The organism is Kitasatospora sp. NPDC092286 (assembly GCF_044755565.1).
Classification (GTDB): Bacteria; Actinomycetota; Actinomycetes; order Streptomycetales; family Streptomycetaceae; genus Kitasatospora.
In genome coordinates, this window is record NZ_JBIVRD010000022.1 from 92,182 (window position 1) to 111,952 (window position 19,771).

16 protein-coding genes are annotated in these 19,771 nt (G+C 75.1%); 13 read left to right on the forward strand and 3 right to left on the reverse strand.

The features are described from left to right. Window positions 1-66: 66 nt before the first annotated feature. The 3 genes from ACIQIB_RS22725 to ACIQIB_RS22735 are packed head-to-tail and all read left to right on the forward strand — an operon-like array spanning window position 67 to window position 2,915. The gene (locus ACIQIB_RS22725; RefSeq protein ID WP_363604301.1) at window positions 67-954 is read left to right on the forward strand and encodes a DMT family transporter; all 888 of its coding nucleotides are present in this window, start codon (window positions 67-69) and stop codon (window positions 952-954) included. A gap of 9 nt (window positions 955-963) precedes the next feature. Beyond that, entirely contained in the window at window positions 964-2,271 is a 1,308-nt protein-coding gene (locus ACIQIB_RS22730; RefSeq protein ID WP_400760099.1) for a sensor histidine kinase, read from the forward strand. After that, complete coding sequence (locus ACIQIB_RS22735; RefSeq protein ID WP_363604304.1) at window positions 2,259-2,915, forward strand: response regulator transcription factor; 657 nt, start codon at window positions 2,259-2,261, stop codon at window positions 2,913-2,915. The genes ACIQIB_RS22730 and ACIQIB_RS22735 overlap by 13 nt, the downstream gene beginning before the upstream one ends. On the opposite strand, the gene ACIQIB_RS22740 is transcribed toward ACIQIB_RS22735, so the two are convergent. Together ACIQIB_RS22740 and ACIQIB_RS22745 are read right to left on the reverse strand one after the other, a co-directional pair. Beyond that, the gene (locus ACIQIB_RS22740) at window positions 2,897-4,093 is read right to left on the reverse strand and encodes a glycosyltransferase family 4 protein (protein WP_400760181.1); all 1,197 of its coding nucleotides are present in this window, start codon (window positions 4,091-4,093) and stop codon (window positions 2,897-2,899) included. The two genes, ACIQIB_RS22735 and ACIQIB_RS22740, sit on opposite strands and share 19 nt — an antisense overlap. Continuing rightward, window positions 3,979-5,466, reverse strand: coding sequence for a hypothetical protein (locus ACIQIB_RS22745; RefSeq protein WP_400760103.1), 1,488 nt, complete (start codon window positions 5,464-5,466; stop codon window positions 3,979-3,981). The genes ACIQIB_RS22740 and ACIQIB_RS22745 overlap by 115 nt, the downstream gene beginning before the upstream one ends. 144 nt (window positions 5,467-5,610) lie before the next feature. On the opposite strand from ACIQIB_RS22745, the gene ACIQIB_RS22750 reads away from it, so the two are divergent. The 9 genes from ACIQIB_RS22750 to ACIQIB_RS22790 all read left to right on the forward strand — a co-directional run bounded on the left by ACIQIB_RS22750 (window position 5,611) and on the right by ACIQIB_RS22790 (window position 17,320). Then, window positions 5,611-6,240, forward strand: a complete 630-nt coding sequence (locus tag ACIQIB_RS22750) for a TetR family transcriptional regulator (protein ID WP_400760105.1) — start codon at window positions 5,611-5,613, stop codon at window positions 6,238-6,240. Between the two features lie 84 nt (window positions 6,241-6,324). Continuing rightward, window positions 6,325-7,908, forward strand: a complete 1,584-nt coding sequence (locus ACIQIB_RS22755) for an FAD-dependent monooxygenase (RefSeq protein WP_400760107.1) — start codon at window positions 6,325-6,327, stop codon at window positions 7,906-7,908. 186 nt (window positions 7,909-8,094) lie between these two features. Then, on the forward strand, window positions 8,095-9,123 hold the full coding sequence (locus tag ACIQIB_RS22760) for a GNAT family N-acetyltransferase (RefSeq protein WP_400760109.1): 1,029 nt from the start codon (window positions 8,095-8,097) through the stop codon (window positions 9,121-9,123). Next, window positions 9,116-9,904 (forward strand): aminotransferase class IV, encoded by a 789-nt coding sequence (locus tag ACIQIB_RS22765; protein WP_400760111.1) that lies wholly within the window; start codon window positions 9,116-9,118, stop codon window positions 9,902-9,904. Before ACIQIB_RS22760 ends, ACIQIB_RS22765 begins: the two co-directional genes overlap by 8 nt. Before the next feature lie 207 nt (window positions 9,905-10,111). Then, window positions 10,112-10,906, forward strand: a complete 795-nt coding sequence (locus ACIQIB_RS22770; RefSeq protein WP_363604314.1) for an ABC transporter ATP-binding protein — start codon at window positions 10,112-10,114, stop codon at window positions 10,904-10,906. Next, window positions 10,903-13,452 carry an FtsX-like permease family protein gene (locus tag ACIQIB_RS22775; protein WP_400760113.1) on the forward strand — a complete coding sequence of 850 codons (2,550 nt, stop codon included), beginning with the start codon at window positions 10,903-10,905 and terminating at the stop codon, window positions 13,450-13,452. The genes ACIQIB_RS22770 and ACIQIB_RS22775 overlap by 4 nt, the downstream gene beginning before the upstream one ends. 264 nt (window positions 13,453-13,716) lie before the next feature. Continuing rightward, window positions 13,717-14,196 carry a hypothetical protein gene (locus ACIQIB_RS22780; protein ID WP_363604317.1) on the forward strand — a complete coding sequence of 160 codons (480 nt, stop codon included), beginning with the start codon at window positions 13,717-13,719 and terminating at the stop codon, window positions 14,194-14,196. Then, window positions 14,193-15,797: a multicopper oxidase domain-containing protein gene (locus tag ACIQIB_RS22785; protein ID WP_363604318.1), complete on the forward strand. Its 1,605-nt coding sequence runs from the start codon at window positions 14,193-14,195 to the stop codon at window positions 15,795-15,797. The genes ACIQIB_RS22780 and ACIQIB_RS22785 overlap by 4 nt, the downstream gene beginning before the upstream one ends. A gap of 164 nt (window positions 15,798-15,961) precedes the next feature. Continuing rightward, entirely contained in the window at window positions 15,962-17,320 is a 1,359-nt protein-coding gene (locus tag ACIQIB_RS22790; RefSeq protein WP_400760115.1) for a DUF2252 domain-containing protein, read from the forward strand. Between the two features lie 5 nt (window positions 17,321-17,325). Here the strand turns inward: ACIQIB_RS22790 and ACIQIB_RS22795 are convergent, their stop codons facing one another. Next, on the reverse strand, window positions 17,326-18,912 hold the full coding sequence (locus ACIQIB_RS22795; protein ID WP_400760117.1) for an MFS transporter: 1,587 nt from the start codon (window positions 18,910-18,912) through the stop codon (window positions 17,326-17,328). Between the two features lie 85 nt (window positions 18,913-18,997). Here ACIQIB_RS22795 and ACIQIB_RS22800 point away from each other — a divergent pair, with 85 nt between their 5' ends. Then, complete coding sequence (locus ACIQIB_RS22800) at window positions 18,998-19,657, forward strand: TetR/AcrR family transcriptional regulator (RefSeq protein ID WP_363604323.1); 660 nt, start codon at window positions 18,998-19,000, stop codon at window positions 19,655-19,657. Window positions 19,658-19,771: the final 114 nt, after the last annotated feature.

Genomic DNA, 19,771 nt, shown 5'->3' on the forward strand with positions numbered 1-19,771 from the left:
AGCAGCCGGGGCGACCGGACGGAAGAGGGCGGGTGAGGTGCGGTGCGGCGCTGGTGGCCGGGCTTTGTGGCACTGTCGGCGATCTGGGGCGCGAGCTTCGCGCTGATCAAGGTGGCCGTCGACGCGGGGGTGCCACCGCTCTGGGTGGCGTGCTGGCGGTGCGTCCTCGGGGCGGCGGCGCTCTGGGCGATCCTGGCGCTGCGCCGCGAGGCCGTCCCGCGCACTGCCGCCACCTGGGGTCATTCGGCGGTGGTCGCGGTGCTGCTCAACGCCGCGCCGTTCGTCCTCTTCTCCTACGGCGAGACCAGGGTCAGCTCCGTCCTCGCGGGCGTGATGAACGCGACCACCCCGCTGTTCACCCTGCTCTTCGCGGTCGTCACGGTGGCGGAGGAACGCCACCCGGGGCCGCGCCGACTGGCCGGCCTCGGGCTCGGCTTCGCCGGGGTGCTGACCGTCCTCGGGGTGTGGCGCGGACTCGGCGCGGGGGAGGCCGCCGGCGGTCTGCTCTGCCTGGCCGCCGCCTGCTGCTACGGCGCCGGCTTCGCCTACCTGCGCCGCCATCTCGCCGCCCGCCCCTACTCGGCGACCGCCCTCTCCGCCGTCCAGATCACCTGTGGCGGCGCCGAACTGGCCGTCGTCGCCCCCTTCGCGGCCGGCGCCCCGCACTGGCCCGGTCCCGGCCCGGCGGCCGCCCTGCTGGTGCTGGGTGTGCTCGGCACCGGCGTCGCCTACATCCTCAACCTGGGCCTGGTCCGCACCGCGGGCACCGCCGTCGCCGCCGCCGTCACCTATGTGACGCCGCTCTGGTCGACCGCCCTCGGCGCCCTCCTGCTCGCCGAACCGGTCGGCTGGAACGCCCTGGTCGGCGGCCTCGCCGTGATCGCCGCCGTCGCCCTGACCAGGCAGCCGACGGTGCCCGCCGCCCGCCGGAAGGCCCGTCAGCCGGTTGGCTAGAGTGACCGGATGAGCGAGGAGCAGCAGCCGGTGGCCGTCTGGGCGGCGCTGCGCGCGCACCCCGGGCGCTTCCCGTTCACCGTCCGCGCGCTGCGCTGCTGGGCCTATCTGCTCAGCGGCGCGCTGCTCGGGCCAGTGGTGCTGGTGGTGCTGGCCGGGCTGCTGCTGGTGGGCCTCCCGCTGTCCGTCGTCGGCATCGGCCTGCCGGTCCTGGCCGCCCTCGTCCTGTCCGGCCTCCCGGCCGCGGCCCTGGAACGGCGCCGGCTGCGCCTGGTCGAGCCGGTGGTGGTGCCCGACCCGCACCGCCCGCTGCCCGGGGCCGGCCGCCCGGCCTGGCTGCGCACCCGGCTGCGGGAGCGCGCGACCTGGCGCGAACTCGCCCACACCGCGCTCCTCGGCACGGTGCTGAGCGCCGTCTGCCTCGGCTTCACCGCCCTGCTGCTGTTCTCCGCGGCGCTGGTCACCACCCCGGTGGTGGTGTGGGCGCTCGCCCCGGAGACCGTGATGGTCATCCCCGGCCGGGCGATCCCCGGCCTGGTCGAGGCCCTGCCCGCGACGGCCGCCGGGCTGGCCGGCCTGCTGCTCTGCGCCTACACGGGCGCGCTGCTGACGACCGCCCACGTCCTGCTCGCCCGGCTCCTGCTCGGGCCCCGGGACGAGGACCTCGGCCGCCGGGTGCTGGAACTCACCCGCTCCCGGGCCCGGCTGGTCGACGCCTTCGAGGCCGAGCGCCGCCGGATCGAACGCGATCTGCACGACGGCGCCCAGCAGCAGCTCGTCGCGCTCAGCATGACGCTGGGCCTGGCCGCCTACGAGCTGGGCGAACGGGGCGGGCGGGGCGGCGACGACCCGGCCGCCACGCTGGTCGCCCGGGCCCGCGACGAGGCCCGGCGGGCTCTGGAGCAGCTGCGCGGCCTGGTCCTCGGCATCCACCCGCAGGTGCTCACCGACCACGGACTGGCCGCTGCCGTCGCCGAGGTCGCGCTGCGCCACCCGATCCCCGTCGAGGTCGACATCGACCTCCCGGAGCGGCTGCCCGGCCCGGTCGAGACGACGGCCTACTTCACCGTCACCGAGGCGCTCACCAACGCGGCCAAGCACAGCGGCGCCACCACGATCACCGTGTACGGCCGGGTCGAGGCCGCCCGGCTGGTCCTCCAGGTGACGGACGACGGCCGGGGCGGGGCCGACCCGGCCACCGGGGCCGGACTGCAGGGGCTGGCCGACCGGGTGGCGATCCTGAGAGGAAGACTGATGGTGACGAGTCCGATCGGCGGGCCGACCAGGCTCCGGGTGGAGGTGCCGTGCTCCGGCTAGTCATCGCCGAGGACGCGGTGCTGCTCCGCGCCGGGCTGGTCGAACTGCTCACCCGGGGCGGCCACCAGGTCGTCGCGGCCGTCGGCGACGCGGACGCGCTGGCCGCCGCCGTGGACGCGGACCGCCCGGACATCGTCATCACCGACGTCCGGATGCCCCCGGGCTTCCACGACGAGGGCCTGCGCGCCGCCCTCGACCTGCGGGAGCGGCACCCTGGCCTGCCGGTGCTGGTGCTCTCCCAGTACGTGGCCACCCCGTACGCCACCCGGCTGCTGGGGGCGGCCGGTGCGCAGCCGGCCGGGCTCGGTTACCTGCTCAAGGACCGGGTGGGCGAGGTGGCCGACTTCCTGGACGCGCTGCGCCGGGTGGCCGCCGGGCAGACCGTGATCGACCCGGAGGTGGTCCGGGTGCTGCTCCGCCAGCAGTCGGGGGAGCGGCCGCTGGCCCGGCTGACCCCGCGGGAGCGGGAGGTGCTGACGCTGCTGGCGGAGGGGCTGAACAACCAGGCCATCGGCGGGCGGTTGAGCATCACCGAGGCCTCGGTGGTGAAGCACTGCGGCAACATCTTCATGAAGCTGGACCTCGATCCGGCCGAGGGCAACCGGCGGGTCCTCGCGGTCCTGGCTCATCTGCGCGGGGAGTGAGTGGGCGAGGCCGCCTCGCCGGTGTCCTGGGCGCCCACGAAGCCCACGGAGCCTGCGGGGCCCACGGCGTCCTCGGTCTGCTCGGTCTCCTCGGGGTCGAGCAGCCGGGCCAGACGGTGTGCGGACGGCTCCCACGACCACTCCTCCTCGACCCATCGCCGCCCGGCCGCCCCCGTCCGGGCGCGCTCGGCCGCCGGTGAGCGCAGTATCCGGCCGACCGCCGCCGCGACGCCCGCAGGGCTCCGCCCGTCGACGACCGTTCCGCTCACCCCGTCGAGCACGGCGTCGGGCGCGCCGCCGGAGTCGCCCGCGACCACCGGCAGCCCGGCGGCCGCGGCCTCCAGGAAGACGATGCCCAGGCCCTCCGCCTCCAGCCCGGCCCGGCGGGTGCGGCAGGGCATCGCGAACACGTCCGCCGCCGCGTAGTACGCGGGTGTCGCCGCGTGTTCCAGGCCGCCCGCGAACACCACGGAGCCCGGCTCGGTGTGACGGCGGGCCAGCGAGCGCAGCCGCCGCTCGTCCGGGCCCCGGCCGACCAGGACCAGGACGGCACCCGGGACGGTCCGCCGGATCAGCGGCAGCGCGCGGATCAGGGTGTCCTGGCCCTTGCGGGGGACGAGCCTGGCGACGCAGAGGATCACCGGCGCGGCCGGCCGTGCGAGGGCGAGGGCGGGGGCGGTGCCCTCGGCGGTGCCCCCGGCCGGGCGGAACCGGGCGGCGTCCACGCCGGGGACCAGCCGTTCCAGCCGGGCCTGCGGACCGAGCGCGGGGGCGATCCGCTCGCGGGTGTACGCCCCGAGGTAGGTGACCACGTCCACGCTCCCGCCGATCCGCCGCAGCAGTCGGCGGGCCCCGGGGGTGCGCGCCCACCAGATCTCGTGGCCGTGCGTGGTGGCGACCGTCCGGCGGATCCCACCGGCCTGGCGGCGCAGTGCGGGCGTCATCGCGGCGAGCGGGGCGGCGGCGCCGAACCAGACCCGGTCGCAGTCGTGGGCGCGGGCGATCTCGGCGGCCCGCCGGGTGACCCGGCCGGTGGGCAGCAGGGTCCGGGACGGGTCGCGGATCACCGGGAAGGGGAGAGCGGCGTCGTAGCGGTCCGCGCCGGGTTCGTCCGAGGTGTAGACGACGACCTCGCCGGCGGGCAGGCGGGTGGCCAGGGCGTGGACGAAGGTTTCGATGCCGCCCTGGCGGGGCGGGAAGTCGTTGGTGACGACGAGAGTGGTGCCCATGGGATCGGTACAACCTCGGTTCGCGGGTCGACGGGGGAGTTCGGTCCGAAGGAGTTCGGCTCGAAGGGATGCGGGGCGAAGGAGTTCGGCTCGAAGGAGCGGGGAGCGGGCCGGCCGGCGGACCGGGACCGGGCCCAGACGGCGAGGACGAGCGGCAGCGCGAGGTACCCGAACCGCCCGGCGGGGGCCAGCAGGAAGGCCAGGCAGAGCCCGAGGGCCAGCCGGTCGGCGGCGCCGACGACGTCCCGGGGCGGGCGCAGCACCAGGGACACGGCGACGGCGAGCCCGGCGAGCAGCAGCAGTGCGACGGCGGCGGACCAGCCGACGGGGCCCAGGTCCGCGAGCAGCCGCCCGGGCAGCGGGCTGCCGGCCGGGGTCGGCAGATCGCCGCGCCCGGTCGGAAAGGCGAACACCTGCCGGAGCATCGGACCGGGCGAGCGCAGCGCGCCCGGCAGGACGAGGACGGCCGTGCCGGCCACCGCGACCGCGGTTCCGCGCAGGGCCGCCCGCCGTCCCGTGGTCGCGGCCAGCAGCCCGGCGACGACCGGGAGCGCCGGCCAGGCCGTCCACTTGAGCGAACAGGCGGCGGCGAGCGCCAGGCCGGCGCCGACCGGGCGGCCCCGGGCGGCGCCGGCCAGCGCCAGGCAGCAGAGGCCGGTCATCGGCAGGTCCACCCCGCTGACGCAGAGCGGCAGCGCGACCACCGGGGAGGCGGTCAGCAGCGCGACCCCGGCCCGCCGGGGGCCCGAGGCACGCAGCAGACAGCCGAGGAACACGGCCGCGCACCAGAGGCGGGCGTCGCCCAGCAGCCGCGCCGGCCACCCCTCCACCCAGGGCAGCGCCTGCGCCCAGGGCAGGGCCTCGGACAGCGCCCGGGGCAGCCCGAAGGCGGCCATGCCCGGCAGGTACGGCGTGTACTCGGCGAGGGTGCGCGGCTCGGCCGCGTACGGGGTGCCGTCGTCGAGCAGCCGTGCCGCCGAGCGCTCGATCACGCCGACCTCGCTCTGCCCCTGCCCGGTCAGCACCAGGAGCAGCAGCGGGACGAGGACGGCCCCGCAGAGCGCGACCGCCACCGACTCCGCCCGGGCCCGCCGACGGGGCAGCACGACCACGGCGACCGCCGCGGCCAGGTAGCCGATGGCGGCGCAGACGCCCCAACTCCGGTGCGGTCCCAGCCCGGAGACGAGCGGGAGGGCCCCGGCCCAGCCGGCCGCGACCAGCCAGCCACCGCACCACAGCGCCCTGCGGCCCGAGCCGCCCCGCGCCCATGGATCCCACCGGTCCCACCGCGCCCACCGACCCTGCCGGGCTTGCTGATTCATCACCCCTTCATTGCATCGGCCCAGGTCAGCGTGGTCATGACGGTCAGGTCGAGACTTGTGGTCGGGTTTCCCCTACCACCACCCCGAAAATCTTGCCGCATCGGCAACTTTTCCATTCCGGCAAGATGGTCTACGGTGGCTGGCATGACGCAGGGGGAAGACGCCCGGATCGGGCTGCGTGAGCGCAAGAAGCGGGAGACGCGCGTCTCGCTGAGCCAGGCCACGATTCGGCTGTGCGTCGAACGCGGCTGGGACGACGTGACGGTGGAGGACATCGCCGACGCGGCCAACGTGTCCGTGCGCACGTTCCGCAACTACTTCTCCGGCAAGGCCGAGGCGATCGCGGCCGGCCACCTGGAGCGCATGCTGCGGATCGCGGACACGCTGCGCGCGCGTCCGGCCGCCGAGCCGCTGTGGGACTCGGTCCTCCACGCCGTGCTGGTCCAGTTCGCGCAGGGGGACGAAGCGGGCGCGAGGTCCGCCCAGGACCAGCGCTGGCGGGACGGACTCCGGCTGATGCTGGCCGAACCGGCACTGCAGGGCGAGGTCGTCAAGGCGAACGCGGCCGCGCAGGAGGTGCTGGCCGAGGCGGTCGCCGAGCGCACCGGCACCGACGCGGCCCGCGAGGTGTACCCGAAGCTGGTCGCCGCGGTGATCGGGGCGGGCAGTGCCGTGGCCGTGGAGCACTGCCTGCGTGCCGATCCGCCCACCCCGCTCGTCCCCGTGCTGCGCGACGTGTTCGACCGGCTCGCCGCCGGTCTTCCCACCCCGTAGGAACCCGTGCGAACCGATCAGGCCCGGCCGTCGCCGGGCCGATCCGTCCTGCCCTTTTCCGGGCCCAACAGAGAGGACGCGCCAATGACCGCCGATGTGGTCATCGTCGGAGGAGGCCCGAACGGGCTGATGCTGGCCTGTGAGCTGAGCCTGGCCGGTGTCCGGCCCGTCGTACTGGAAAGCCTGTCCGAACCCGGCGAGGAACCGAAGGCCAACGGGCTGCTCGGCCAGGTCGTCCCCATGGTCGACCGGCGGGGCCTGTACCAGCGCCTCGGCGGCGACCCGGGGCCGCCGCGGCCGAACTCCGCCTACTTCATGTTCGCCTCGCTGCCCCTGAACCTGGGCATGCTGAAGGACAGTCCGCTCCACGGCCTGCCGGTGCCGCAACGCCGCATCGTGCAGGTCCTGGAGGAACGCGCCACCGAACTCGACGTGGACATCCGACGGGGGCACCGGGTCGTCGCCATCGCGCAGGACGACGAGGGCGTCACCGTCGACGTCGACGGCCCCGACGGCGCCTACCGGCTGCGGACCCGCTACCTGGCCGGCGCGGACGGCGCGCACAGCATCACGCGCAAGCAGGCCGCCATCGGCTTCCCCGGCGTCAGCTACGACCGGACGACCAGCCGGGCGGCCCATGCCACCGTCCCGGCGGAGTGGGTGGATCCCGCGACCGGGGCGCTGAACGTACCCGGTTACGGTGCTGTCCTGCCGTTCCTGCCGCACCGCACCGAGCAGGGAGGGTTCTCGTACGCGCCGTTCCCCGGCCACCCGCCGCTGGTCAGCACCATGGAGTGGGACCAGCCCGAGCCGGACGGGCCGATGAGCCTCGACGAACTGCGGGCGAGCGTCCGCCGGGTGCTCGGCGCCGACGTGCCGCTCGACCCGCCCGCCGGTGCGGGGCCGCATGTGCTGCGCCGGTTGTCCGGCGGCAACACACGTGTCGCCGAACGGTTCCGGGACCGCCGGATCGTTCTGGTCGGCGACGCCGCCCACGTGTACGCCGCGGGAGGCGGGCCAGGGCTCAACCTCGGCCTGCAGGACGCCGTCAACCTCGGCTGGAAGCTCGCCGCCGAGATCCGGGGCAGCGCCCCGCCCGGACTCCTGGACAGCTACGAGCCCGAGCGCCGGGAAGCCGCCCGCCGCATGGTCATGAACGCCCAGGCGCAGTCCGCGCTGATCGCACCCGGCAGCGACGTCACCGCGCTGCGGGAGCTGCTCGCCGAACTGCTCGGACACCGGGACACGGTGCAGCACCTCGCCGACCTCGTCGCCGGTACCGACGTCCGGTACGACATGGGCGGGAACGACGGGCACCCGCTGGTCGGCCGGTTCGCGCCGGACCTGGACCTGCGCACCCCGGCCGGGACGGTCCGGCTGGCGGAACTCGCCAGATCCGCACGGCCCCTGCTGCTCGACCTCACCGAAGACTCCTCGGCGGCCCGGGCGATGGCGCCGTGGCGCGACCGCGTGGACATCGTCACCGCGCAACCCCAGGCCCCCACGCCCGTGGCCACCGCCCTGCTGCTCCGCCCCGACTGCTACGTGGCGTGGGCATCCGGCTCACCCCGCCCGGACCAGGCGGGCCTGGAGGCGCTCCGGGCCGCCGCGCGGCGCTGGTTCGGCATCGCGGACGCCGAGCACGACTCCCGCCCGATGGAACGCTGACTCGCCAACTGACGTGCATGCAGTGCTTCCTTCCTCTCGCGAACCGCATCCGTGAACCGCGCCCGTGAACCGCATCCGCAAACCGCATCGGACCGGGGCATCCGGCCCGTTGGCATTCGTATCCGACCCTGACGTTCGGTGTCCAGTGAATTACTTTCGGCGACCGGAGCTCGCTATCGTGGGCGTGTGGTGAGGTCCTGGGATGCGGCGGTGGAGCGGGCGCAGGAGCGGCTGGGGGCGGTGGCCCGGCTGCGACCGGTGGCGTCCGGCGATGACGGGCGGCGGTTCGCCCGGTGGGACTTGGCGTCCCTGGCCGAGGGGGAGTCGGGCGAACCGGTGGACCCGGACGCGCTGACCCCGCCGGCCGAGCGGCGGCTGCGCGAACGGCTGGGCGAGAGCGGCCGGGAGTGGCCGTGCGGCGAGCTGTACCGCCGCCGCTACTGGGTGCTGGGCCGGGACGGCGAGCCCGTCGGCACGGTGGCGGTGGACAACTGGACCAGGGGGCCGGGCCAGTTGGCCGTCTCCTCGCTCTACCTCCGCCCGGGGGCGCGCGGCCTGGGCCTCGCCGGGGAGACCCTCGCCGAGGTGTACCGGGCGGCGACCGCCGAAGGCCTGCCCGGCTACCGCCTGGAGGCGCACTGGACCTGGCAGCACGCCGTCCGCTACTACCTCCGGCGCGGCCTCTGGGTGGTCTCCTGGAAGCACGCGATCGGCTTCGCCCGGATGCCCCAACTCCCGCCCTACCGGGTACGGGAGGAGGGCGGGCGGCTGCTGTTCCTGGTCGCCGACCGCCCGCACGACCCGCCCGACCCGCCCGACCCGCAGGACCCGGACGACCCACCCGGCCCGGACGTCCGGAGCGAAGCCCCGCACGGCACCCTCCACTCCTGGACTCCACTGCTCGCCGCCGGCCGGGAGGGCCGCTGGCTGCGGCTCGACGAGACGGCCGCCTACCGCCAGGCGGACGGCTGGGTGCGCGGCTACGCCCGCACCACGCTCGCCCTCCATCTCGCCCTCGCCGGCCACCCGCTGGTGCGCGGACCGCAGTGGTGGGCGGAGGCGTGGCGCTGGTCCGACACCGGCGAACCGGAGGGCCTCGCGTACAAGATCGAGCACTTCGAGCAGCTCGCCCGGGACGGCGGCCGACGGGTCGTCACCCCCTACCGCCCGGTGGTCACCGCGTCCCGGCGGCTGGGAGACTCGGGGGATGGCTGAGATCGAGATCGACGGGGAGCCGGCCGACGCCGGGCAGGTCGCCGCGCTGGGGCTGCTGAACTACGGGCACTTCACCACGGTGCGCGCCGAGGCCGGCCGGGTCCGCGGCCTGGGCCTGCACCTTGACCGGCTGGTCCGGGACGCCCGGGTATTGTTCGCCGCCGACCTGGACCGCTGCCTGCTCCGCGACCGGATCCGCCGGGTGCTCCCGGCGGACGGCGCCCCGGCGATCGTCCGGGTCACCGTCTTCGACCCGGCCCTGGGTCTGGAGCGTCCGGGCGCGCCCGCCGCGCCCCGCCTGCTGGTCACCACCCGCCCGGCCCCGACGGCGGCGCCCGGCCCGCTGCGCGTCCGCACGACGGCGTACACCCGCGAACTGCCGGAGGTGAAGCACGTCGGCCTGTTCGGCCTGATCCGCCACCGCCGGCTAGCCCAACTCGATGGCTACGACGACGCGTTGCTGGTCGACGCCGACGGCCGGGTGACCGAGGGGGCCACCTGGAACATCGGCTTCCACGACGGCCGGCGACTGGTCTGGCCGGACGGTCCGAGCCTGCCCGGCGTCACCGCCGCCCTGCTGGCCCGCGCCCACCGCGGCCCACAGCTGCACGAGCGGGTCGAGGCGGCCGGGCTGGACCGCTTCGAGGCGGCCTTCGCCGTCAACGCGGGCGTCGGCGTCCGCCCGATCGCCGCGATCGACGGTACGCGCTTCGATCCCGCCCACCCCGCCCTCGCCGAGCTGCGCGCCGGGTACGAGCGGATCGACGGCGAGGAGGTCTGAGCCCGGGACCACGTCCGGCCCCGGAGCCGGCCCCGGAGCCGGTCCGGTGCCGGCTCCCGCGCCGGTCCCGGCGTCAGGTCCGGTCGCAGGGTGGGTGGGGATAACCCCACCCTTCTCTCGCCAGCGGCCTGCATGGTGTGGACCATGCGCCATTCCTAGGGTGGAACACGTCGACGACCTGCGACGATCACCGAAGGAAGGCCCACCATGGCACCCCGCCACGACCGTTCACAGACCGATCAGTACGGGCGTCCCGCCCAGGCCGCGATCGAACTCCGGACGGTGCGGCGCAGCTACGGCCGCGGCAACGAGACCGTGCACGCCCTGCGCGGCATCGACCTCGCGCTCGGCCACGGCACCTTCACGGCGGTCATGGGCCCCTCGGGCTCCGGCAAGAGCACCTTCCTGCAGTGCGCGGCCGGCCTGGACCGCCCCACCTCCGGTGACGTGTACCTCGGCGGCGAGGAGATCTCCCGGCTGAGCGAGAACCGGCTCACCAAGCTGCGCCGCAGCCGGATCGGCTTCGTCTTCCAGTCCTTCAACCTGCTGCCCTCGCTGACCGTGCTGCAGAACGTGCTGCTCCCGCAGCGCCTGGCCGGTGAGCGCCAGGACCGCCGCCGCGCCCAGGAGCTGCTGGCCCAGGTCGGTCTCGGCGAGCACGCCGGCCGCCGCCCCGGCCAGCTCTCCGGTGGACAGCAGCAGCGCGTCGCGATCGCCCGCGCGCTGATCACCCGCCCGGACGTGGTCTTCGCCGACGAGCCGACCGGCGCGCTGGACACCCGCACCGCCCACGAGGTGCTCGGCCTGCTCCGTCACGCCGTGGACACCATGGGCGCGACCGTGGTCATGGTGACCCACGACCCGGTGGCCGCCTCGGTCGCCGACCGGGTCGTCTTCCTGGCCGACGGCGCCCTGGTGGACGAGCTGTACCGCCCCGACCCGAAGACGGTCGCGGACCGGATGGTCACCCTGACCGCCCGCCCGGTGGGAATCGCGGCATGAGCAACGGACTCGCGCGCGCCTCGGTGCGCTTCAGGCCCGCCTCCTTCGTGGGCACCTTCCTCGCCCTGCTGCTCGGCGCGGCCGTCATCATGGCCTGCGGCACCCTGCTGCAGACCGGCATCACCGCGAGCGTCCCGCCGGTGCGGTACGCGGGCACGCCGGTGGTCGTCGCCGCCGAGTCGACCGTCTCCTTCACCCACAAGGTGGGCGAGGACACCGAGACCGAGGAGCAGGCCGTCCCCGAGCGGGCCCGGGTGGACGCCGCGCTCGCCGGGCGGATCGCCGCCCAGCCCGGTGTCGCGGCCGCCCGCCCCGACACCGCCTTCCCGATCACGGCCGGTCAGGGCGGGGCCGGCAGCGCCGCCGCGGCCACCCCCGCCCTGACCGGCCGTGCCTTCGCGGCGCTGGGTATCGCCGGCAACGGCGACAAGCTGGTCGAGGGCCGCGCGCCCGGCGCGGGCGAGGTCGTCCTGGACGCCGACACCGCGCACGCCGCCCACCTCGCGCCCGGTGCCACCCTCACGCTCACCGCGCCCGGCGGCGCCGGCGGCTACCGGATCTCCGGCCTCGCCGCCCCGCAGAGCGCCGGCCCCACCGCCTGGTTCGCCGACGCCGCCGCCGGGCAGCTCTCCGGCCACCCCGGCCGGGTGGACGCGATCGCCGTCCAGCCGCGCGAGGGCGTGGACGCCAAGACCCTCGCCGCCCAGGTCCGCCAGGCCGTCGGCGGTGATGCCAAGGTGCTGACCGGCGACGACCGCGGCACCGTCGAGCAGCCCGAGCTCACCGAGAGCCGCACCATGCTGACCGCCCTCGGCGGCTCCTTCGGCGGCACCGCCACCATGACCGCGGTCTTCGTGGTGATGAGCACCGTCGCCCTGGCCACCGGCCAGCGCGCCCGTGAGTTCGCGCTGCTGCGCGCCATCGGCGCCACCCCGCGCCAGATCCGCCGCACCATCGCCACCGAGGCGATGCTGGTGGCGCCCGTCGCCGGCGCCCTCGGCATCCTCCCCGGACTGGCCCTGGCCCACTGGTGGTTCGGCGAGATGGTGACGCGCGGCGCCGTTCCCGAGGACGTCTCGCTGAGCGTGGGCCCGATCCCGATGCTCGCCGCCGTGGGCACCTGCAGCCTGGCCGCCCTGCTCGCCGGCTTCCTGGCCTCCCGCCGCCCGTCCCGGATGCGGCCCAGCCAGGCCCTCGGCGACGCCGCGATCGAGCCCGGCGGCCTGGGCAGGGTGCGGACCGTCATCGGGCTGGTCTTCACGGCCGGCGCCGTGGTGCTCTCCGTCGTCGCCTCGACCCTGGACGGCAGCGACGCCGCCAACACCGCGCTCGGCGTCGTGATGTGCTTCCTGATGGCCGTCGCCCTGCTCGGCCCCTTGGTGGCCCGGATCGCCGCGGGCGTGCTCGGCGCCCCGCTGCGGGCCGGTGGCGCCCCCGGCTCGCTGGCCGCCGACAACACCCGGGCCAACGCCCGCCGGCTGGCCTCCGCGATCACGCCGATCGTCATGGTCACGGCCTTCTGCGGCACCCTGCTGTTCATCCAGACCACCATCAGCCACGCCACCGGTGAGCAGGTGCGCACCGGCATCACCGCCGACCACGTGGTCGGCCCGACCGGCCCCGGCCTGCCGGCCACCACCGCCGGCCAGGTGGCCGGGGTGCCCGGCGTGGACGCCGCCGTCGGCGTGCTGCACACCGGCGCCGTCTACCACGCCGGCCAGGTCCTGGCCACCGCCACCGCGCTGGGCGTCAACGGCGACCCGGCGAAGCTGCCCCGGGTGCTGGACCTCGGGGTGAAGAGCGGTTCGCTGGCCGACCTCGGCCGCTCCGCGGACACGGTCGCCCTGGACGCGGGCCTCGCCGACACGCTCGGCGTCAAGGTCGGCGGGCGCGCTCCGCTCTGGCTCGGGGACGGCACCAAGGTCCAGCCGACGGTGGTCGCCACCTACGAGCGCGGCCTCGCCTTCGGCCAGGTACTGCTGCCCCGCGCGGCCGTCGCCGAACACGTCACCGCCGGGTACGACAGCCAGGTGCTGGTCGCCGACGCCCCCGGCGCGGACCGGGCCGCGGTCGCGGCGAAGCTGGCGGGCCTCGCCGGCACCACCGTCACCGACCGGGCCGGCTACGCCGCGCAGGCCGACCGCGCGCAGGAGCTCAGTGCCTGGGCCAACACCGTGATGGCGGGCGTGCTGGGCGGCTTCGCGGCCGTCACCGCCGCCAACACCCTGGTGATGACGGTGCTGGACCGGCGCCGCGAGGTGGCGCTGCTGCGCCTGGCCGGCACCACCCGGCGGCAGGTGCGCGGCATGATGCGCTGGGAGGCGCTGCTGGTCGCCGCGACGGGCCTGGTGCTCGGCGGCGCGATCGCCTGGATCACGCTGCTGCCGATCGCCCGCGGTATCGCCGGCGTCGCCCCGCACATCCCGGCCGGCATCGCCCTGCCCCTGGCCGTCGGGGCCGTGCTGCTCTGCCTCGGTTCGACCGGCCTGCCGGTCCGGGCCCTGCTGCGGACCCGACCGGTGGAGGCCGGCGGCGGTCGCCAGTAGCGGAGGGCGGGAGTGCGACGACCGGCCCTAGGCCGAACGGGCGGTGCGCGGCGGCGCACCGCCCGTCCGGGTGACAAACCTGCCGCAACCAGGCGCAATGGGGTGTCCGAAGACGTCACAATCGTTGATTGACAACGGCCGTGACGTGATGTCAGTTACGCCCTCCGTCGCGCCGTCCGGCGGTTTCCGGCCCGGCCCGCTCCTCGGGCCGCCGGCCGCCCCGACCGGCGCGTTCCCGCCCCGCCGAGCAGAGAGAAGCCCGACATGAGCAGTCCTCCCGCGGCCCCCGCGCCCCGCTGGCCGCTGATCCTGCTGCGCACCACCGCGACCTCGCTGGCGGCCCTCGGCCTCCTGCAGACCATGCTGGCCGGCAGCTTCCTCAACGGCACGTACGAGTCGCTCAAGGACCACGAGGTCGCCGCGATGACCCTCGCCACCGTGGTGATCGGCCAGTTCGCCGTCGCGGCGCTGGTCCGCTGGGTCGGCCGCGGGCCGCTCTGGCCACTGTGGACGACGGCGCTCCTGGCGGTGGCGGTCACCGGCCAGACCTTCGCCGGGTACGAGCGCGAGGTGGGCGCCCATGTGACGCTCGGCGTGCTGCTGGTCAGCGCTCTCTTCTTCGGCGCGGTCGGCGCCTGGCGGGCGCCGCTGCCGGCCCGCGCGGACGTGGCGGCCGAGCCGGATGGCGGGGACGGCACCGGGCGGCTGCCCCGGCCCGGCGGACCGGTCGAGGTGGCCAAGTGAATCGCCGCCGGTTCCTGGGCCTCGGCTCGGCGGCGGTCGGCGCGGGCGCGCTGACGGCGGTCGCCGTCCCCGCGGCGGCCCGGATGTTCCGCAAGGGCAGCCCCGGCCGGCTGCTGAGCAGTGAGGTGGACCTGCCGGAGCCGTTCCGGCTGCCGCTGCCGGTGCCGCCGGTGCTGGCACCGGTCCGCACGGAGGGCACCACCGACTTCTACGAGATCACCCAGCAGGTCGCCAAGCTGGAGATCCTGCCCGGTCTGCGGACGGACGTCTGGACGTACGGCGGTATCTTTCCCGGGCCGACCCTGTCGGTCCGGGCCGGCCGGCGGACGGCGGTGCTCCACCGCAACCAACTGCCGGTGCCGACCACGGTCCACCTGCACGGCGGCCACACCCCGGCGGACAGCGACGGCTACGCGATCGACCTGACCCTGCCGGCCGGGGCCACCGGCTCCCGTGGCGCGGGCGGTATGGCGGGTATGGCGGGGATGCCGGGCATGGAGCGGTACGCCGACGACCCCGCCGACACCCCGCTCGGCAACACCTCGAACGGCGAGCGGACCTACACCTATCCCGGCAAGCAGCGGGCGGCCACGCTCTGGTACCACGACCACCGGATGGGCTTCACCGGCCTCGCCATCTGGAGCGGCCTGATCGGATTCCACCTGATCCACGACGAGGAGGAGGACGCGCTGCCACTGCCGCGCGGTGAACGCGACCTCCCGCTGATGCTCGTCGACCGCTCGTTCGGGGAGGACGGCGCCTTCCGCTACCCGACCGTCGACGCCGAGCGCCTTGTCCCCGGCGTCAGAGCCGGTTACATGAACGGGGTGCTCGGCGACGTCATCCTGGTCAACGGCGCGCCCTGGCCACGGCACCCGGTGGACCGGGCGCGCTACCGGCTGCGCCTGCTGAATGCCTCCAACGCCCGCGTGTACCGCCTCGAACTGGACCCGCAGCCGCCCGGCGGCGACGCGCTGGTGCAGATCGGCGGCGACGGCGGTCTGCTGGAGGCCCCACGGGCGCACGATGTCGTGGACATCGCTCCGGCCGAGCGCTTCGACCTCGTCGTCGACTTCTCGCGCTTCGAGCCGGGGACGTCGGTGCGCCTGATGAACCGTTTCGGCACCGGCTCGGCGAGGGAGGTGATGCGGTTCGACGTGTCCTCCCGTACCGTCTCGGACGACTCGAGGGTGCCCGAGCGGCTCTCCACCATCGAGTGGCTCGACCCCGCGGACGCCGTCATTACCCGGAACTTCCGCTTCCGCCTCAGCAAGGGCGACGGCTGGACCATCAACAAACGGCTCTACCTGCCCGGCCGGGCGCTGGCCCGGCCGACCCTCGGCGCCGTGGAGCGCTGGCGGTTCTTCAGCGACCTGCACCACCCCGTCCACGTGCACCTGAACCAGTTCCAGGTGCTCTCGCGCAACGGCTCCGACCCGGGCCCGTACGACGCCGGGTGGAAGGACACGGTGGACCTGCGGTCGGCCGAGGCGGTGGAGGTACTGGTGCGCTTCACCGACTACCCGGGGACGTACATGATGCACTGCCACAACCTGGAGCACGAGGACATGGCGATGATGGCGGACTTCGTCGTGGAGTAGGGACCACGGTCCCACCCCCGTCGATCCCTCTTCTGAATTCACCCGTTCAGCTGAGCGCGGGTGGGCGTGTCGCACGCCCGCCCGCGCTTCGACATGCCGGGCCTGTGCCGTTGTTCTAGCGTCGCGAGGAGGTAAAACCCCTTCCACCGGCCGAGGAGCAGCGCATGACCAGTCCCGCCGAACGCCGCCGGCGCGGCCGCGCGGCCCGCGAACGGGTGTCGCGCTCCTCCCACGGCCGCTGGATCCCGGCCGCCGACCGCCCCGACCCCGTCGGGGTGCTGGAACGCCAGGGCGCCGACCGGGTCGCCGAACTGCTGCCGATCCGCTACGGCCGGATGGCCGACTCCTCCTTCGCCTTCCTCCGGGGCTCCGCCGCCGTGATGGCCGCCGACCTCGCGGCCGGCCCGGACACCGGGCTGATCGTCCAACTCTGCGGTGACGCACACCTGCTGAACTTCGGCGTGTACGCCTCGCCGGAACGCGCGCTGCTCTTCGACGTCAACGACTTCGACGAGACCTACCCCGGCCCGTTCGAATGGGACGTCAAGCGGCTGGCGGCGAGCGTCGCGGTCGCGGCCCGTGACAACGGCAACGACGAGGACAGCGCCCGCCGCGCCGCCCTCGCCGCGGCCCACGGCTACGCCACCGCGATGCGGCGGCTCGCCGGGCACGGCGAACTCGACGTCTGGTACGCCCGCATCGACACCGGCGACCTGCTGCCGCTGCTCCGGAAGCCCAGGCAGCGCAAGCGGGCCGAGGCGAGCCTCGCCCGCGCCCGGCGGCGCACCAGCCTCCAGGCCTTCGGCAAGCTCACCGAGACGAAGGACGGCCGGCGCCGCATCATCAGCGACCCGCCGCTCATCCAGTCGCTCCCGAGGACCGAATTCCGCGCTGTCGGCCAGGTCTTCAGCGACTACCGCGCCACCCTCGCCGACGACCGCCGCGTCCTGCTCGACCGGTACCGGTTCGTCGACGCCGCCCGGAAGGTCGTCGGCGTCGGCAGCGTCGGCACCCGCTGTTACATCCTCCTGCTGGAGGGGCGCGACGAGCGCGATCCGCTCTTCCTCCAGATCAAGGAGGCCGGCCGTTCCGTCCTGGAGGACCACCTCCCCGCCGTCCGCCCCGACGCCGAAGTGCCCGTCGCCCACGGCGGACACCGGGTCGTCACCGGCCAGCACCTGATGCAGGCCGCCAGCGACATCTTCCTCGGCTGGACGGCAGGCCCGGCCGGCCGCCACTTCTACGGCCGCCAGCTCCGCGACATGAAGGGCTCCGTCGAGGTCGCCGACCTGACGCCGGGCGGCTTCCGTGCCTACGCCGACCTCTGCGGCCGCACCCTGGCCCGCGCCCACGCCCGCTCCGGCGACCGCCTCGCCATCGCCGGCTACCTGGGCGGCGCCGACACCTTCGCCGAGGCCGTCGCCGACTTCGCCGTCCGCTACGCGGACCAGACCGTCCTCGACCACGCGGCCCTGCTGGCGGCGATCGAGAACGGTTCGGTCAAGGCGCGGCGCGGTATCTGACGCCGCTACCGGGCGGCCGCCCTTTCGGCCGCGTTCTCGGTCGGGGTCGGGGTCGGGGTCGGAGCGGCGCCGGTGCTGGGCGCGGTGGCGGCGGGCCGGCCCAGCCAGGCGAGCGCCGCCACGGCGCCGGCCAGGGCGAGCAGGGCGCAGCTCAGGGTGGCGACGGTCATGGCGGTGGTGAAGGCCTCGTCGGCGGCGGCGACCAGCCGGCCGGCCTGGGCGGGCGGCAGCCCGGTGGCGAGCAGGTGGGCGGCGGTCAGGTCGTGGCCGGCGGCCTCGGGCGCCCCCGGCAGTGCGGTCGTCAGGTGGGCCCGGTAGGAGGCGGAGACGATGGTGCCGACGACCGCGATGCCCAGGACGCCGCCGAGTTCGCGGACCACGCTGTTGACCGAGGCGGCCATCGGGGCCTTCTCGCGGGGCAGCGCGGCCACGATGGACGCGCTGGCCGGTGCCGTGATCAGGCCCATCCCGGCGCCGACGACCCCCATCGTGAGGGAGAGCAGGGCGAACGGCGTGCCGGTGGTGACGAGTGACAGCCCGGCGAGGCCGAGGGCCATGGTGGCCAGCCCGGCGGCGATGGTGTGCCGGTGGCCGAAACGGGCGGCGCTGCGGTCGCTGGTGCCGGCGGCGACGGCCATCGACAGGGCGAACGGCAGGGCGCCGAGACCGGCCTCCAACGGGCTGTAGCCGTGCACCAGTTGCAGGTACTGGGTGTAGACGAACAGCACGCCGAACAGGGCGAAGAAGGTGATGGCGAGAACGGCGCAGGCGGTGCTGAAGGTGCGGTTGGCGAACATCCGCATGTCCACCATGGGGTGGGGGGCCCGCAGTTCCCAGAGGGTGAACGCGGTCAGCAGGGCGACGGCGGCGCCGGTCTCGACCAGGGAGGTCGCGGACAGCCGGCCGCGTTCGGGGCCCCGGACGATGACGTCGACGAGCGCGACCAGACCGCCGGCCGAGAGCAGCAGCCCGAGGCCGTCGAGGCGGCCGGCCCGGCGGCCCGGGAGTGCCGGGATGAGGGCCAGGGCGGCCACGAGCGCGGCGGCGACCAGGGGCACGTTGATCCAGAAGACGCTGCCCCAGGCGAAGTGGTCGAGCAGGAGGCCGCCGGTGACCGGGCCGAGCACGATGCCCAGACCGGCGGTCGCGGCCCAGATGGCGATGGCCTTGCCGCGCTGCCGGGCGCCGAAGAGCATCACGATGATCGACAGGGTGGCCGGCATGACGAACGCCGCGCCCAGGCCCATGAGTGCGCGGTACCCGATGAGCGGTCCGACGGTGGTCGTCGTCGCGGCGGCGATCGAGCCCGCGGCGAAGACCCCCAGACCGCCGACCAGGGCGCGGCGGTGGCCGATCCGTGCGCCGAGACCGCCGGCGGCGATCAGCATCGAGGCGAACACCAGGGTGTAGGCGTTGTTGATCCACTGGAGATCGGCGGTGGAGGCCCGGAGCGCCTCGGCGAGCGTGGGGAGGGCGGTGTTGAGCACCGTGTTGTCGATGGTGGTGACCACCAGGGCGGCGCAGAGCGCCGCCAGTGCCGACCAGCGGCGCGGGTGGCCGTCGTCGGGATCGGGGTTCTCCTGGAGGCTCATGGTTTCCTCATCTGCGTAACCTTACGTATGTAAGTTTTCGGAGGGAAAGCTAGTCCACTCGGCTAACGCATGTAAAGTCAGGCTCATGAAGAAGGTCTCCGCAGTCGCCGAACCCGCTCCCGGCCAGGAGGAGGAGCCGCCGGCCCGGCCCCGGAACCGGCGTGGCGAAGGGGTGCGGCTGCGCGAGGAGATCGTGCGGGCGGCGACCGCGCTGATCGTGCGCACCGGGTCCGATCAGGCGGTCACCCTGCGCTCCGTGGCACGTGAGGTCGGCATCGCCGCCCCCTCGATCTACGCCCACTTCGCCGATCGGGACGCCATCGTCGAGGCCGTGGTGGCGGAGGCGATCGCGCAGCTGCACGAGATGGTGACCACCGCCGTCGCCGCGCACGACGACCCGGTCGAGGCGCTGCTCGCAGGCTGTGGCGCGTACGTCGAGTTCGGCGTCCGGGAACCGGCGCGCTATCGCGTCCTGTTCGGGTGGGCCCGGCCCAAGCCGAAGTCGCCCGACGGTGAGGACGCGGGAGACCGAGGGCTCGACGCGTTCCAGACGCTGGTCGACAACCTCGAAGCCTGTGCCCGCGCCGGACGGTCGGCCAGTACCGACCCCTTCGGCGACGCCGTGACCCTGTGGACGGCGCTGCACGGCCAGGTCATGCTCCGCGCCGACCTGCCGGACTTCCCCTGGCCCCCCACCGACACGGTGGAGCCGATGGTGCGGCGCCTCGGCCGCATCGCGCCCTGACGAGGGCTGCCGGAGCCGGGACGCCCGGGTTCGTGGTTCGGCTCGGAAGGCCGGACCGCCGGACGTAGCCCTCGGTGAGGGAAACCCGTGCTCGGTTCTGCTCAGTTCGGCAGT

Excerpts from the sequence above, each read along its gene's own strand:
- ACIQIB_RS22765 (WP_400760111.1), top strand. The coding sequence starts at position 9,116 with ATGGCTGAGATCGAGATCGACGGGGAGCCGGCCGACGCCGGGCAGGTC.
- ACIQIB_RS22730 (WP_400760099.1), top strand. The coding sequence starts at position 964 with ATGAGCGAGGAGCAGCAGCCGGTGGCCGTCTGGGCGGCGCTGCGCGCG.
- ACIQIB_RS22755 (WP_400760107.1), top strand. The coding sequence starts at position 6,325 with ATGACCGCCGATGTGGTCATCGTCGGAGGAGGCCCGAACGGGCTGATG.
- ACIQIB_RS22800 (WP_363604323.1), top strand. The coding sequence starts at position 18,998 with ATGAAGAAGGTCTCCGCAGTCGCCGAACCCGCTCCCGGCCAGGAGGAG.
- ACIQIB_RS22795 (WP_400760117.1), bottom strand. The coding sequence starts at position 18,912 with ATGAGCCTCCAGGAGAACCCCGATCCCGACGACGGCCACCCGCGCCGC.
- ACIQIB_RS22750 (WP_400760105.1), top strand. The coding sequence starts at position 5,611 with ATGACGCAGGGGGAAGACGCCCGGATCGGGCTGCGTGAGCGCAAGAAG.
- ACIQIB_RS22775 (WP_400760113.1), top strand. The coding sequence starts at position 10,903 with ATGAGCAACGGACTCGCGCGCGCCTCGGTGCGCTTCAGGCCCGCCTCC.
- ACIQIB_RS22780 (WP_363604317.1), top strand. The coding sequence starts at position 13,717 with ATGAGCAGTCCTCCCGCGGCCCCCGCGCCCCGCTGGCCGCTGATCCTG.
- ACIQIB_RS22770 (WP_363604314.1), top strand. The coding sequence starts at position 10,112 with ATGGCACCCCGCCACGACCGTTCACAGACCGATCAGTACGGGCGTCCC.
- ACIQIB_RS22790 (WP_400760115.1), top strand. The coding sequence starts at position 15,962 with ATGACCAGTCCCGCCGAACGCCGCCGGCGCGGCCGCGCGGCCCGCGAA.
- ACIQIB_RS22745 (WP_400760103.1), bottom strand. The coding sequence starts at position 5,466 with ATGAATCAGCAAGCCCGGCAGGGTCGGTGGGCGCGGTGGGACCGGTGG.